The 14,545-nt window shown below is 59.0% G+C and carries 9 protein-coding genes; 4 read left to right on the forward strand and 5 right to left on the reverse strand.

The genetic code is table 11. The features are described from left to right. Window positions 1-54 precede the first annotated feature (54 nt). Window positions 55-1,275: a DUF7933 domain-containing protein gene (locus ACVWY8_RS08195; protein WP_457394227.1), complete on the reverse strand. Its 1,221-nt coding sequence runs from the start codon at window positions 1,273-1,275 to the stop codon at window positions 55-57. Window positions 1,276-1,612: 337 nt separating this feature from the next. Here ACVWY8_RS08195 and ACVWY8_RS08200 point away from each other — a divergent pair, with 337 nt between their 5' ends. Beyond that, window positions 1,613-3,103, forward strand: coding sequence for a hypothetical protein (locus ACVWY8_RS08200; RefSeq protein WP_457394229.1), 1,491 nt, complete (start codon window positions 1,613-1,615; stop codon window positions 3,101-3,103). 59 nt (window positions 3,104-3,162) lie between these two features. Here ACVWY8_RS08200 and ACVWY8_RS08205 read toward each other — a convergent pair whose 3' ends face one another. The 4 genes from ACVWY8_RS08205 to psaA form a co-directional block, all read right to left on the reverse strand. Then, window positions 3,163-4,719 carry a phytoene desaturase family protein gene (locus ACVWY8_RS08205; RefSeq protein ID WP_099812798.1) on the reverse strand — a complete coding sequence of 519 codons (1,557 nt, stop codon included), beginning with the start codon at window positions 4,717-4,719 and terminating at the stop codon, window positions 3,163-3,165. Between the two features lie 81 nt (window positions 4,720-4,800). After that, window positions 4,801-5,382, reverse strand: coding sequence for a Uma2 family endonuclease (locus ACVWY8_RS08210; RefSeq protein WP_457394232.1), 582 nt, complete (start codon window positions 5,380-5,382; stop codon window positions 4,801-4,803). A 117-nt stretch (window positions 5,383-5,499) separates the two neighbouring features. Beyond that, window positions 5,500-7,734 (reverse strand): photosystem I core protein PsaB, encoded by a 2,235-nt coding sequence (psaB, locus tag ACVWY8_RS08215; RefSeq protein ID WP_414332634.1) that lies wholly within the window; start codon window positions 7,732-7,734, stop codon window positions 5,500-5,502. Window positions 7,735-7,755: 21 nt separating this feature from the next. Beyond that, a complete protein-coding gene (psaA, locus tag ACVWY8_RS08220; protein WP_414351196.1) occupies window positions 7,756-10,023 on the reverse strand; it encodes a photosystem I core protein PsaA in 2,268 nt (755 codons plus the stop codon). Window positions 10,024-10,350: 327 nt separating this feature from the next. Here psaA and ureC point away from each other — a divergent pair, with 327 nt between their 5' ends. From ureC to ACVWY8_RS08235, 3 genes are all read left to right on the forward strand, one after another. Next, a complete protein-coding gene (ureC, locus tag ACVWY8_RS08225) occupies window positions 10,351-12,069 on the forward strand; it encodes an urease subunit alpha (RefSeq protein WP_414351194.1) in 1,719 nt (572 codons plus the stop codon). A 62-nt stretch (window positions 12,070-12,131) separates the two neighbouring features. Then, a complete protein-coding gene (locus ACVWY8_RS08230; RefSeq protein WP_457394235.1) occupies window positions 12,132-13,238 on the forward strand; it encodes an ABC transporter ATP-binding protein in 1,107 nt (368 codons plus the stop codon). A 45-nt stretch (window positions 13,239-13,283) separates the two neighbouring features. Then, entirely contained in the window at window positions 13,284-14,543 is a 1,260-nt protein-coding gene (locus tag ACVWY8_RS08235) for an ABC transporter substrate-binding protein (RefSeq protein ID WP_457394238.1), read from the forward strand. Window positions 14,544-14,545: the final 2 nt, after the last annotated feature.

Here is a 14,545-nt window from a genome sequence, read left to right on the forward strand (position 1 = left end):
CCACCTTCGCTTACAAAACGGAAGTCCTCTCCAAAGCCGCATCACCATTGGCTGCTAGTTGGCTACTAGAGTGATGGGAGGAGCTGCACTGGGTAGAGTCTGATTGTTCGACACAAATAGCAGCGGCAATGTGTAGATCCCAGGAGCCGTTGCTTGAATGGAGACGTTCACCTCGCAAGTAGCACCTGCTGCCAGAACTCCGCCCGAAAGGTTGATGATCCTTGTTCCCGGTATTGCGCCCAAAGTGCCCCCGCAGGTATTTGGATTGGCAATGCCGGCAGGTGTGGGAGGATTGGCCACGACCAGCCCCTCTGGCAAGACTGCCTGGAAGCTGAGACCACTCAAGGGAATAGCGCCAGCCACTCGGTTATCGACTACAAAGGTGAGGGTAACAGGTGTATTGACCGGCGCTGGATTGGGCAGTAGGAAGCGAGCAAACAGGGGCGAGGGTCCCACAGGAACCGGCGTTGGCACAGGAGTGGGGCCTGAGGTAGGCGTAGGTACAGGCGGCAGGGGCGTTGGAGTCGGACTAGGCGTCGGCAGAGGAAGATTGCCGCAGGGTGGAATGGCAAAGCCGCGCACCTCGTTTCGAGTTTCCCCTGGATTGAAAATTGAGTCATCAACCCGCAAAACTTGTCCAAAAGCATCTCTAATAGTTAGGACAAAAACAATGTCATCTCCTGTCAGTATTTCTCGGTTCTCGATCCTCCTAATTCCCTTTGAAAAAATCCTCAAGTCATCGAAAAACCTAGGATCCGTTGGAAACGTGTAGCTAAAGTTGAAGCCGTTAGCGTCAGTGAACGTGTTGCCTCTCCCAATCAGCAGGTTCCTAAACTGACTCAGGGCCTCAGGCCGGATTACGCTGGTAACATCCGTTCCACAAGTGATGTTCAAGACCTGAATGTCTACACTCGCAATTGTTCCTCGGACAATCAGGTTGGTCAAGTCCACTCTGTAAGAGAGCGATGCAAACGGCTGGTCGACGTTGAAGCCGCCCCCTGGCCCAAATTGAGGCGGATCCGGCAGATCGGGTTGAACTGGCGGCGGCGTGATGGGGGCAAAGTCCGGCCCGGGGCGAAAGGTGATGGGCGTGAGGTTGGGTGAAATGGTAGGGGCAACCGCCACCGGAGGGGGTGTAGCTCCGTCGGCAGTCAAGAGGGGCGGCAGCCCACCAGTAGTCTCGCTGCTACAACCAGTGACCAGGGCCAGCGAAGCCCAAGTTACCAGAAGGGAAAGGCCACCGCCGCCAAGGGCTGAGCCAGAACGTCGTTTCATTGGGGAAGTCTCCACTCACTCACACCACAGCAAATCTTTCCGACAGCGTCCAGCCGGGATCCACTGAATTTACCCCTGTACATTGACAAGCAAGATTACGAGGTATCCCGTTTGAAAGGGGGATGACTGCTGTTAGTTCTACTGCATTCCAGGGCGTTGTCAAGCGACCGGCAGAGCAAATCCAAGAAATTTTTCCGGAAATGGCCCATCCCCTAGATATGGGGTATCATAGCCTCGAGCAGGGGCGGCCAGCTTACCTGTAGCGTTGGGGTTGGGTGCCTTTCCCTCCATTTTGTGTGTGGATTTCCCCAGATTAGGGTGTGTGAGGAAGTGCCTTATGAACTTCAAAGGTCGCTCATTAGCGGTTTTGTGTGGAGTCTTGCTGCTAGGCGGCTGCGGCGAGGTTAATGAGTCCCCGACCTTGCCTGGGCCCGTCCAGGTGGATCCCACGGCGTTTGTCTCGGCGCAGGAGTACCGCTTTACCCCCGGCTCGGTGCTGGAGACCACCAGCCTCCGGTTGGACTACGTCAATCCGAGGTTTGACAATGGGATCCCTGTGCGTACCAACCCCTTGCAGGGAAGCGGTGAAGCTCGCATCGCCAATGTTGAAGCCCGCATCTTGCCCGTGAACGAGATCCCAGCCAGTGAGCTGACAATCGACTCCACCCTTCGCTCCAGCACCCTGGCCGTCCAAATTGGGCGAACCACACCGCTGGTGAATATCACTGCCTTTGGACCCAACGACGGCAGGCTATCTACGCAATTCAATATCGCCGGGCTGGTTGCAATTTCGACCCTCCCCAACGACCAGCGCATTCGGGTGAACACCACCTTCAGGGCTATCCGAGATGACCGTACTGTTTTAACGCTCACCGTGCGCCGCATTTTGGTGAGTAGAAATGGTAATCAAGTCGTCCTGGAGGGAGATTCTTCCCTGATTGTCCCCACTGTGGGTGTATTGTTTGAAAACGGTGGCCCTGGCCCCGGTGGTGAGATTTTGGCGCCTGGCTCCTTTGTCAACCCTCCTCCACCCCAAGGTCCTGTAGTCGCTATTCTCCAAACAGGCAGTTTCTCCGCGAGCTTTGTGGTGCGGCAGCGGGGGGTTGCGGGCGATGGCACTCCTGAGGATGCCTTGGCTCTCTTTGCCCGCCTGAACTTCCGGCCCAACCAGGCGGAGATTGTCTATCGCCCTGCCCAGGTGGGCACCCAGTCGGTGTTGTTTGCCCCGGATCCGACGCGGCCCAATATCTTGCCCAATCAGTTGGTGCGCATCCGGCGCCTGTTGAACGGTCGGGTGCAGGCAGAGTTTGACCCGGCCAATGTCAGCACAGTCCTCAACTTCGTCCAGGTTAGCCCGCCGCCGCGACCTTTCCCCACCCCGATCCCGCAGTTGCCCGTCCCTGAGCGTCCCGGTGCCCCTACCGCGTTTGACTACTTCTTCTCCTTGCGCACCGAGCGCTCCACAGGTACGTTGCCTGGATCCCCTGTGGAGGGAACTAATCTCAGTCCTGTTATCCTTCAGGGCATTGTCCCCACCACGGGAGATTTTGTCTTCCGCACCTTAGCTGGGGCACAACTGGCCGGGCCGTTTAATAGGGCAGATATTGGCGGTTCTCTGCTGCGAGGCAACTTGAATTTGGTTTTCGATCCAACCACCTCTGGCTCGAATATCTCTGGGCAATTCTTTATTGAGCAAGAGTTCCCCACTGACAACCAAGTTATAGGCCCGAACTCACCAACTGGCGACGGAAATACGGGTACTCCTGATGCAGGGGGAGTTATTCTCATTATTCGTGGATTCTTTGAGGGCACGCAGGTGCGGCTGTAACCCAGGCAACCCGTTTGATCCCAGAGCAGGGATCCGCTCTGGCTTGGCCTTTTCGTCGGTCAGAGCTTGGGTAGATCGCTGAGCACCACCTGTGCGCAGTTGTGGCCAGGGATCCCGGTCACTCCGCCTCCTGGGTGCGCCCCTGAGCCGCAGAGGTAAAGGCCGGGAATGGGGGAGCGATAGTCGGCCAGGCCGGAGATGGGCCGCAGGTTGTAGCTTTGATCCGGCGTCATTTCCCCGTGAAAAATGCTGCCCCCCACAAGGCCAAAGCGGGCTTCCAGATCCACAGGCGACAACATCTGCCGTGCGATCACGGCGTTTTTGATGTTGGGGGCAAATTGGGCAATTTTGTCGATTACCCGATCGGCAAATTCCTCCCGTAGGCCATCGTTCCAATCTCGCCCTTTGGGTTGGTAAGGCACAAACTGACAGAAACAGGAGAGAATGTGCTTGCCTGGGGGAGCCATCGTCGGGTCGGTGGGGGATTGGCTGTAGATCTCGATAAACGGATCCCGGGAAGGGATCCCGTATTTGCAATCATCCCAAGCCCGCTCCAGATAGGCCACCGAGGGAGCAATGTCTACCGTGGCGGAACTGACCACTTCTGGGGGCACTTCAGCAGGGGCCGCTGTGTAGCGGGGCAGTTCCTCCAGGGCCAAGTTGAGCTTGTACACCGGGCCTGAGGTGCGGTAGTGCCGTTCTAGCCGGTCACGCAAGTCTGGGGGCAAAGAGGAGCAGAGTCGCAAAAAGGTGATTTGGGGATGGGCATTGGAGAGAACCGCCCGCGCCCGCACGGTTTCCCCCGATTCGAGGATAACCCCAGCGGCCTGCCCACTCTCCATCAAGATCTCCGCCACTGGAGCAGACGTGCGGATCTCCACCCCTAAGTCCAGAGCTGCCTTGGCCATCGCTTGGGTAATGGATCCCATCCCACCGCGCACATAGCCCCAGACCCCACGCGAGCCAATAGCCCGACCTACCGCATGGACCAGCCAAATGTAGGGCGTACCCGGAGTCATCGGCCCGGCAGAGGTGCCGATCAAAGATTGGGGAGCCATCGCCGCCTTGACTTGCTCCGACTCGAAGAACTCATCCAGGAGATCAGTGGTCGAGAGGAGCATGATGCGGCGGAAATCGTCTTCATAGCCAGCAGCTGCAAAGCGATCCGCCAGTTGCCCCAGTGAAATCGGCGGCTGCATTAAGGTTGGCTCCACCACCTCGTTCACCCGATCCCAAAACTCCTCCCAGCGGTCGTAGGCTTCTGCATCTTTGCGGGAAAACTTGGCAATTTCCGCTTTGCTCTTGGCGCGGTTATCGGCATACAGGAAGAGGTGCTGCCCATCCGGGAAGGGCATGAAATAGGAAGGTTGCTTGGCATAGACCTCAAAGCCATAGTCCGGCAGGCGCAGATCGCGGATGATCTCCGGGCGCAGCAAACTACAGGAATAGGAAGCCACCGACACGCGAAAGCCTGGGTGAATTTCTTCTGTAATTGCAGCCCCACCAACGGTGTGATAGCGCTCCAGCACCAGCACTTTTTGCCCGGCCTTGGCCAAATAGCAAGCGCTCACCAGCCCGTTGTGCCCGGCCCCAATCACCACCGCGTCGTAGCTCATCAACAATCCTTCTGCAAACGCTTCTCCACCCACAATACTCCTGCCAGCCAAGACTCGATCTGCCGGCAAGGGATCCCTGCCTTAACCGATGGAAAAAACCTGATCCAGACTCAACTCTCCAGCCCGGATCCCTGGGATCCCAACTTTTTCCGTGGGGGTGTAAGCCTCTCTTTTCTGGTAAACTCCCGACTCCGTTGGCAAGCTGTAAGCCTCTAGGCAGTTCTCCTGCAAGTTCAAGATCCAGTAGTTGGGGATCCCGGCTTTGGCGTAGAGTCCGAGTTTGACTTCCCGATCATAGGTAAGGGAAGAATCAGCCACTTCGATGATGAGATAGATGTCTTCGGGCTGAGGATGCCGAGAGCGGTACTCATCCTGCTGAAAGCGCACAATGACAAAGTCGGGCTCCGGCTCGTGATTGGGGGGCAGTTGCACCGGATCCTGGGTGCGCACAATAGCTTGCTCCTGCACAAGGCCCACCAACAGTCGGTACAGGCGGCTACAGTAGGCGGCGTGCCTCTCCCCTTTCGTCATCTTTTGAACCAGGAGCCCGTCAATCAGCTCCAACTGATTGGGCTCTTCAATCTGTCCAGACTCAATCAGCCGATGAAACTCCTCAAAGGTATATCGCCTGATATAGGGATCCAATCGGGCGGCTAGAGTCATCGACCAAACTCATCAGACCCTAAACTTCATATCACCACTCTACCAACTCACAAAAAAGGGATCCCTGGACCAGCCGAGGGATCCCTTCTCTACCGGTTATTCAGCAGGTGAGGCTTGCTACCCCGACTGAGAGGCTGTCGAGGCGATAACAAAGGCCGCGTAGGTCAACACGTAACCCACCGTGAAGTGAGCCAGACCCACCAGACGACCTTGGACAATCGACATGGCCACCGGCTTGTCTTTCCAGCGGATCAGCTTGGCCAAGGGAGTGCGCTCATGCGCCCACACCAAGGTCTCGATCAGCTCTTGCCAGTAGCCGCGCCAGGAGATCAGGAACATGAACCCAGTTGCCCACACCAGGTGGCCGAACAGGAACATCCAGGCCCAAACCGCCAGGTTATTCATCCCGTAGGGGTTGTAGCCGTTGATCAACTGGGCGGAGTTGGCCCAGAGGTAATCCCGCAGCCAGCCCATCAGGTAGGTGGAGTTCTCGTTGAACTGGGCAGTGTTGCCGCTCCAAACCCCAAGCTGCTTCCAGTGCCAGTAGAAGGTAACCCAGCCGATGGTGTTCAGCATCCAGAACATGGCCAGGTAGAAGGCATCCCAGGCGGAGATGTCGCAGGTGCCGCCCCGACCCGGGCCATCGCAGGGGAAGCTGTAGCCGAAGTCTTTTTTATCCGGCATCAGCTTAGAGCCGCGAGCATCCAACGCACCTTTCACCAAGATCAAGGTGGTGGTGTGCAGGCCCAGCGCAATGGCGTGGTGCACCAGGAAGTCACCCGGGCCAATGGGCAGGAACAAAGACCCGTTGGGATCGTTGATGGCCTGCAGCCAGCCCGGCAGCCACACGTTGCCGTAGTTGGGCCAAGCGGTAGAAGCAAGGCTGTCGGGGTTGGACAACAACACATCCATGCCGTAGATCATCTTGCCGTGAGAGGCCTGGATGAACTGAGCAAACACCGGCTCGATCAAGATCTGCTTCTCCGGCGTGCCAAAGGCCTGCATGACGTCGTTGTGGACGTACAGCCCCAGGGTGTGGAAGCCCAGGAACAGCGATACCCAGCTGAGGTGGGAGATGATCGCTTCCTTGTGATCCAGCACCCGCGCCAGCACGTTGTTCTTGTTGGCCTCAGGATCATAGTCCCGCACCAGGAAGATGGCCCCGTGGGCAAACGCCCCCACCATCAAGAAGCCAGCAATGTACTGGTGATGGGTGTAGAGAGCCGCCTCCGTGGTGTGATCCATGGACATGAACACGTAGGGGTTGAGGGCGTACATGTGCTGCGCCACCAGCGAGGTCACCACCCCCAGACAGGCCAAGGCCAGAGCCAACTGGAAGTGCAGGGAGTTGTTGACCGTGTCGTAGAGACCTTTGTGGCCTTCTCCCAGCAGGCCTCCGAAGGGAGTGCCCTTGGGGGGGTTGTGGGCGCCAAGGATCTCCCGGATGCTATGGCCAATGCCCCAGTTGGTGCGGTACATGTGGCCGGCCACGATGAAGATCACCGCGATGGCCAGGTGGTGGTGGGCCATGTCCGTCAGCCACAGGGACTGGGTGTTGGGGTTAAAGCCACCCAAGAAAGTGAGGATGGCCGTGCCCGCCCCTTCTGCCGTGCCCCAGACATGGTTGGCCGTGTCCGGGTTCTGGGCATACACCCCCCAGTTGAGGGTAAAGAAGGGCTTCAGACCTGCCGGGTGGGGCAGAGTGGTAAGGAAGTTGTCCCAGCCTACGTGCTGCCCGCGGGACTCGGGGATGGCGACGTGTACCAGGTGACCAGTCCAAGCCAGGGAACTGACCCCAAACAAGCCGGCCAGGTGGTGGTTGAGACGGGCTTCAGCGTTCTTGAACCAGCTCAGGCTAGGCCGGAAGCGGGGCTGCAGGTGCAGCCAGCCGGCAAACAGAAACACCGCCGCCAACAACAGCAGGCCAATCGCGCCGGTGTAGAGATCGCCGTTGGTGCGCAGGCCAATGGTGTTGAACCAGTAGTACAGGCCAGAGTAGGCCGCGTTGACGGGGCCGCCGCCCCCCGGTTGGGTAAAGGCTTCCACCGCTGCCTTGCCAAAGTGGGGATCCCAGATGGCGTGGGCGATGGGGGTGACACCCGTGGGGTTGGCTACCCATTGCTCATAGTTGCCTTGCCAGGCGATGTGGAAGACGTTGCCGGAGGCCCACAGGAAGATGATTGCCAGATGGCCAAAGTGGGTGGCGAACAGCTTTTGGTAAAGCCGCTCCTCCGTCATGCCATCGTGGGTCTCGAAGTCGTGGGCGGTGGCAATGCCATACCACAGCCGACGCGTGGTGGGATCGCTGGCCAGGTCTTGGCTGAATTGGGGAAAACGAGTTGCAGTTGTCATGATTCTCTCTTCCTCCTTGCCTTAGCCGAGTGCGCCGAACCGTGCCAGGAAGAACGCCCAGGTGGTGACGATCCCTCCCAACAGGTAGTGGGCCACACCGACCGCCCGACCCTGAATGATGCTCAGAGCGCGGGGTTGAATGGCCGGAGCGACTTTTAGCTTGTTGTGGGCCCAAACGATGGACTCAATCAGCTCCTGCCAGTAGCCGCGACCGCTGAACAGGAACATCAGGCTGAAGGCCCAGACGAAGTGAGCGCCCAAGAAGAGCAGCCCATAAGCCGACAGCGCCGAGCCGTAGGAGTTGATCACCTGCACCGATTGCGCCCACAGGAAGTCCCGCAACCAGCCGTTGATGTTAATGGCGCTGGTGGCAAAGTTGCCGCCGGTGATGTGCTCAATCGTGCCATCGGCGTTGACGGTGCCCCAGATGTCGCTCTGCATCTTCCAGCTGAAGTGGAAGATCACGATGGAGATGCAGTTGTACATCCAGAACAGCCCCAGGAACACGTGATCCCAGCCGGAGACCTGGCAGGTGCCGCCGCGGCCCGGGCCATCGCAGGGGAAGCGGAAGCCCAATTTGCCTTTGTCCGGGATCAACCGGGAAGAGCGGGCAAACAACACCCCCTTGAGCAGGATCAGCACCGTGATGTGGATGGTCATGGCGTGGATGTGGTGCACCATGAAGTCCGCCGTGCCCAGCACCATCGGCATCATGGAGACCTTGCCGCCCACAGCTACCACGTCGCCACCAAAGATGGGGCTAACCGAGGCGCCCACATAGGGAGCGGTGCTGGCAATGGCCGAAGTGTGCAGCGACTGGATCCACTGGGCAAAGATGGGCTGCAGTTGGATGCCGGTGTCCGAGAACATGTCCTGCGGACGGCCCAGGGCCTGCATCGTGTCGTTGTGGACGTAGAAGCCAAAGGCGTGGAAGCCCAAGAACAGACACACCCAGTTCAGGTGGCTGATGATGGCGTCGCGGTGGCGCAGTACGCGATCCAACACGTTGTTGCGGTTCACCGCCGGGTCGTAGTCCCGCACCATGTAGATGGCCCCGTGGGCAGCACCCCCCACCACGAAGAAGCCGCCTATCCACATGTGGTGGGTAAACAGGGAGATCTGGGTGGCGTAGTCGATGCCCATGTAGGGGTAGGGGTTCATGGCGTACATGTGCTGGGCCACGATGATGCTCAGGGATCCCACCATGGCCAAGTTGATGGCCAGTTGGGCATGCCAAGAGGTGGTGAGCACTTCGTACAGACCTTTGTGGCCTTCGCCGGTGAAGGGGCCCTTGTGGGCTTCCAGGATCTCTTTAATGGAGTGGCCGATGCCCCAGTTGGTGCGGTACATGTGGCCGGCCACGATGAAGAGCACGGCAATGGCCAAGTGGTGGTGGGCTTGATCGGTTAGCCAGAGGGCGCCCGTTTGCGGATCCAGGCCACCCTTGAAGGTGAGAAACTCCGCGTATTTGCCCCAATCCAAGGTAAAGAAGGGCACCACCCCGCTGAAGATGCCCCAATCCACGCTGGGGAACATCTCCTTCATCAAGGCGGGCTTGAGGATGAACTCGTGGGGCAAAGGCACCTGATCAGCCGGCACGCCCGCATCCAACATCTTGTTGATGGGAATGGCCACGTGGATTTGGTGACCGGCCCAGGCCAAAGAACCCAGCCCCAGCAGGCCCGCCAGGTGGTGGTTGAGCATCGATTCCACATTTTGGAACCACTCCAGCTTGGGAGCCCGCTTGTGGTAGTGGAACCAGCCGGCGAACAGGCACAACCCGGCCATCACCAAGCCACCGATGGCGGTGCAGAGGAGTTGAAACTCATTGGTGATGCCGGCAGCTCGCCAGAGGTGAAATAGACCAGAAGTAATGCGGATCCCTTCGAAGCCGCCGCCCACATCCCCATTCAGGATCTCTTGGCCGAAGATGGGCCAGACCACTTGGGCGCTGGGCTTGACGTTGATCGGATCCGCCAGCCAAGCAGAATAGTTGGAGAACTGAGCTCCGTGGTAGTACATGCCGCTCAGCCAGACGAAAACCACTGCCAAGTGGCCGAAGTGAGCGGAAAAGATCTTACGAGAGACGTCTTCTAAGTCGCTGGTGTGACTGTCGAAGTCATGAGCAAGAGCATGGAGGTTCCAGATCCAGGTCGTGGTCTTGGGGCCACGGGATAGGCTGCGGTCGAAGTGCCCCGGCTTGGCCCATTTCTCAAATGAGGTGGGAACCGGATCCACATCAACCGACACCTTGACCTTCGGCTCTCGCTCCTTTGGCGTAGTTGTCATCAAGAACTCCTCTCTTGCGACAAGGAACGAAGCATCCCTACCCCTTGGCAGAAGATTCCCCCAGGGCAGGACTTACCTGGCATTATAGGTCAGGGTTTGTGAGCCCTCAGTTGCTTCACAATAATTAAACGAGGGATCCCTTGTCCCATCGAGGCTGGAGTCGATTGGCAATTGTTTTTTCGATCATAGATGTAAATATATGTAACGAATTTTCAGTCGACCCAATGGGTTCTAATGAAGGGTTGAAACCAGACAACAAGCAGCAAGGGATCCCCTGGGTGGGGATGTGTGGTAAAACCCTGGCAGCCCTTTTGCAGATACCACCCTATGACCCTAGAGATTCCCCGTCGCCAATACGTCAGCAACTACGGCCCCACCGTAGGGGATCGGGTGCGCCTGGCGGATACCGAACTGATCATCGAGGTGGAGGAGGATTTCACCACCTACGGCGAGGAGATTAAGTTTGGGGGCGGCAAAACCATCCGCGATGGCATGGGGCAATCGCCGACGGCCACCCGCGCCAACGGGGCCTTGGATCTGGTGATCACCAACGCCCTGATCCTGGACTGGTGGGGCATTGTCAAGGCGGATGTGGGCATTCGCGATGGCTACATTGTCGGCATCGGCAAAGCCGGCAACCCCAACATCCAAGCGGGGGTGACGCCGGGCATGGTGGTGGGCCCCAGCACCGAGGTGATTGCCGGGGAGAACCTGATCCTGACGGCGGGAGGGATCGATGCTCATGTGCATTTCATCTGCCCGCAGCTGTGCGAGTTTGCTATCGCTTCGGGAGTGACCACCCTTTTGGGGGGCGGAACCGGGCCGGCCACCGGCAGCAACGCCACCACCTGCACCCCTGGAGCTTGGAACTTGGGCAAAATGTTGCAGGCGGCGGAGGGGTTCCCCGTCAATTTGGGCTTCTTTGGCAAGGGAAACGCGGCTTTTCCCGCAGCTTTGCGGGAACAGGTGGAGGCAGGGGCCTGCGGCCTCAAGATCCATGAAGATTGGGGATCCACGCCGGCGGTGATCGACAGCTGTTTGCAAGTCTCGGATGAGTACGACATCCAAACCCTCATCCACACCGATACTTTAAATGAATCGGCTTTTGTGGAAGATACCATCGCCGCCATCAATGGCCGCACCATTCACACCTTCCACACCGAAGGGGCCGGGGGTGGGCATGCCCCCGACATCATCCGCATTGCCTCCGAGCCCAACGTGCTGCCCAGCTCCACCAATCCCACCCGCCCCTTTACCCGCAACACCATCGAAGAGCATCTGGACATGCTGATGGTGTGTCACCACCTGAGCAAGAATGTGCCGGAGGATATTGCTTTTGCCGAAAGCCGCATTCGCCCCCAAACCATTGCCGCCGAAGACATCTTGCATGACATGGGGGTGTTCAGCATCATCTCTTCCGACTCCCAGGCCATGGGCCGGGTGGGGGAGGTAATCATCCGCACTTGGCAGACGGCTCACAAGATGAAGGTGCAGCGGGGGCCTTTGCCGCAAGACAGCAGCCGCAACGACAACTTCCGGGCCAAGCGTTACGTGGCTAAGTACACCATCTGCCCCGCCATCGCCCAAGGACTCAGCCACGTCATCGGGTCGGTGGAGGTGGGAAAACTGGCGGATCTGTGTCTGTGGAAGCCGGCCTTTTTTGGGGTTAAGCCGGAAATCGTCCTGAAGGGGGGCCTGATTGCCTACGCCCAAATGGGGGATCCCAATGCTTCCATTCCAACCCCGCAGCCGGTGTACCCCCGCCCCATGTTCGGCAGCTTTGGCCGCGCCCTGACCGAGACCAGCCTCCTCTTTGTCTCCCAGGCTGCTCTAGACTTGGGGATCCCGGAGAAATTGGGGATCCAGCGCCGGGCCGTAGCGGTCAAAAACTGCCGCGAGATCGGCAAAGCGGATTTGAAACTCAATACCGCCACTCCCCACATTGAGGTGAACCCGGAGACCTATGAAGTGCGGGCTGATGGAGAGCTGCTCACCTGTGAGCCGGCAGAGGTGCTGCCCATGGCGCAGCGGTATTTTCTGTTCTAATTTGGGTGTTCTAATTTGGGAGAGCTTGAGAGCCCTTTGGGAGGTTGATCGGTAACTCAAGCATGGGCCACCTTGTTCTCCGCCATCTCAGCAAGCGCTTCCACAAGCGAGGGATCCCTGTCCTCAGGGATTTGTCTTTGAGCGTGGAGGCAGGAGAGATCTTCGCCCTGCTGGGGCCGTCGGGCTGCGGCAAGTCCACCACCCTCAATCTCATCGCTGGCCTGCTGGAGCCGGATCCCTTGCCCTATCCGGGGGAAATCTGGCTGGACGGGATCCCCCTCAACCCTCTGCCGCCGGAACGGCGCGGCGTGACTTTGCTGTCCCAACACAGCCGCCTGTTTCCCCACCTGAGCGTGGGGGAGAATGTTGCTTTTGGCCTGAAAATGCGGGGCATTCCCCGGGCAGAGCGGGAGGCTGCCGCCTGGCGCATGTTGGAGCGGGTGCAATTGGCCGGCTTTGCTCAGCGTCGGCCCAGCCAGCTTTCTGGCGGACAAGCGCAGCGGGTGGCCCTGGCGCGGGCTTTGGTGATTCGGCCCAAGGTGCTGCTGTTGGATGAACCTTTATCGGCCCTGGATGCCAACCTGCGCCAAGAGATGCAGGCCCTCATCCTGGAGCTGCAGGCGGAAACAGGGGTGACGACGGTGCTGGTTACCCACGATCAAGCAGAAGCCACAGCCATGGCCCAACGCATCGGCCTGATGTTTGAGGGGCAGCTACACCAGGTGGGATCCCCTGTGGAGTTCTATCAGCAGCCGCGCTCCGAGCGCATTGCCCGCTTTTTTGGCGGGGTCAATTTTTTCGATGCGCAGGCGGAGGGTCACCAGCTTCGCCTCAACAACGGGATCCTCTTGAAAAGCGCCGCGCCACTCCAAGGTCAGGTGCGGCTGACGGTGCGCCCGGAACAGGTGCAGGTGCTTCCCCAGCCGCCCGGCTTGGCCGACAATGTTTTCTCCGCTCAAGTGATGGCGGAACGCTTTGCGGGCACCCAGCGACGGCTGACCTTACAAACCCCTTGGGGCAGTCTGCAGGCTTGGGTGGCTCCCCATCAGGTGTTTGCGCCGGGGCAGGCAGTGTGGATCCATTTGCCGCCAGAGGCTCTGTGGCCTGTGGGGGTTGGCGGGGATCCCTCACCCCCAGCCCCTTTCCCCAAGGAAGAGGGGAGAGTTTAAGTTGAATCTGAAACCTGAAAGTTGGATGGGGGTGGAGGCAAGGCTATGCAACCCAAAAGCGTTTTCTGGAAGCGACGGCAGGTGTTGGCTGGCCTGGGATCCCTGGGGGCTTGGGTGTTGGGTCAAGGCTCTCCGTTGGCCCAGAATACCTCACAGAGTTCGGTGGATCTGGGATCCCTGAGCTGGGCAGACATTCTGGAGCGGGCGCGGGGCAGCTCTGTCAACTGGGCCATGTGGAGCGGCAGCGAGGCCATCAATGGCTTCGTGGATGGCTGGGTGAAAAGCCAGTTGCAGGAGCGTTATGGCATTCGCTTGAACCGGATCCCGCTCACGGATACCGTTGAAGCAGTCAACAAGGTGATTGGGGAGGTACAGGCCGGGCTGCTCAGCGGCGGCAGCATCGATCTCATCTGGATCAACGGCAACAACTTCCGCACTCTCAAGCAGGGGAATTTGCTCTACGGCCCTTTTGCTCACAAATTGCCCAGCTTGACCTTCTATGATCCCGCCGATATTGAAACGGATTTTGGCCTGCCCACCGAGGGCTATTCTGCGCCCTACACCGGCAACTACTTTTTGATGGCCTATGATGCCGAACGGGTACCCAATCCCCCCCAGAGCTACGCCGAACTGTTGGCTTGGGCAGAGGCCAATCCAGGGCGATTTACCTACGTGGCCCCGCCGGATTTTCATGGCAGCCGCTTTTTGTTGAGCGCCTTCTACGGCGTGACCGGGGGCTATGCCCAGTACAGCGGGCCGGACTTCGATGCCGATCTCTGGGCGCGACAATCCCCTGCCCTGGTGGAATACCTGAGAAAGCTGGATCCCTTCCTGTGGAGACAGGGCCAAACCTACCCGCCCACCTTTGCCCGCCTGGCGGAGCTCTTTGCCAACGGCGAAGTGTGGCTCATCCCCACCTTTATCGATCAGGTGATCTTACGCAAGGGCAACGGCCAATTTCCCCCCAGCACCACCCCCTATGGGATCCCGGGCACCAGCTTGATCGATCCCTCGTTTACAGCCATTCCCATCAATGCGGCCAATCCTTGGGGGGCGATGGTCTTGGCAGAGGTCTTGGCCAGCCCGGAGGGGCAGCTGGAAAAGTTCAAGCCGGAGGTTTGGGGGGATCTGCCGCTCATTGATGTCAGCCGGTTGTCTGCCGACTACCAAACAGCTTTTGCCCAACTGGAGGCTGCCGCCGGGATCCCCATTCAAGAGGCCATTGCCGGGGCAGTGCCCATCGTGAACTCCGAATACACGGTGCAACTGGAGGCCCTCTGGCAGCAACAAGTCTTGCCGGGATAGGG

Source organism: Thermostichus sp. OS-CIW-32, assembly GCF_054060415.1.

Coding starts and splice junctions, on each gene's coding strand:
- ACVWY8_RS08210 (WP_457394232.1), bottom strand. CDS start 5,382: ATGACTCTAGCCGCCCGATTGGATCCCTATATCAGGCGATATACCTTT.
- ACVWY8_RS08230 (WP_457394235.1), top strand. CDS start 12,132: ATGGGCCACCTTGTTCTCCGCCATCTCAGCAAGCGCTTCCACAAGCGA.
- ACVWY8_RS08200 (WP_457394229.1), top strand. CDS start 1,613: ATGAACTTCAAAGGTCGCTCATTAGCGGTTTTGTGTGGAGTCTTGCTG.
- ACVWY8_RS08235 (WP_457394238.1), top strand. CDS start 13,284: ATGCAACCCAAAAGCGTTTTCTGGAAGCGACGGCAGGTGTTGGCTGGC.
- psaA (WP_414351196.1), bottom strand. CDS start 10,023: ATGACAACTACGCCAAAGGAGCGAGAGCCGAAGGTCAAGGTGTCGGTT.
- ureC (WP_414351194.1), top strand. CDS start 10,351: ATGACCCTAGAGATTCCCCGTCGCCAATACGTCAGCAACTACGGCCCC.
- ACVWY8_RS08195 (WP_457394227.1), bottom strand. CDS start 1,275: ATGAAACGACGTTCTGGCTCAGCCCTTGGCGGCGGTGGCCTTTCCCTT.
- psaB (WP_414332634.1), bottom strand. CDS start 7,734: ATGACAACTGCAACTCGTTTTCCCCAATTCAGCCAAGACCTGGCCAGC.
- ACVWY8_RS08205 (WP_099812798.1), bottom strand. CDS start 4,719: ATGAGCTACGACGCGGTGGTGATTGGGGCCGGGCACAACGGGCTGGTG.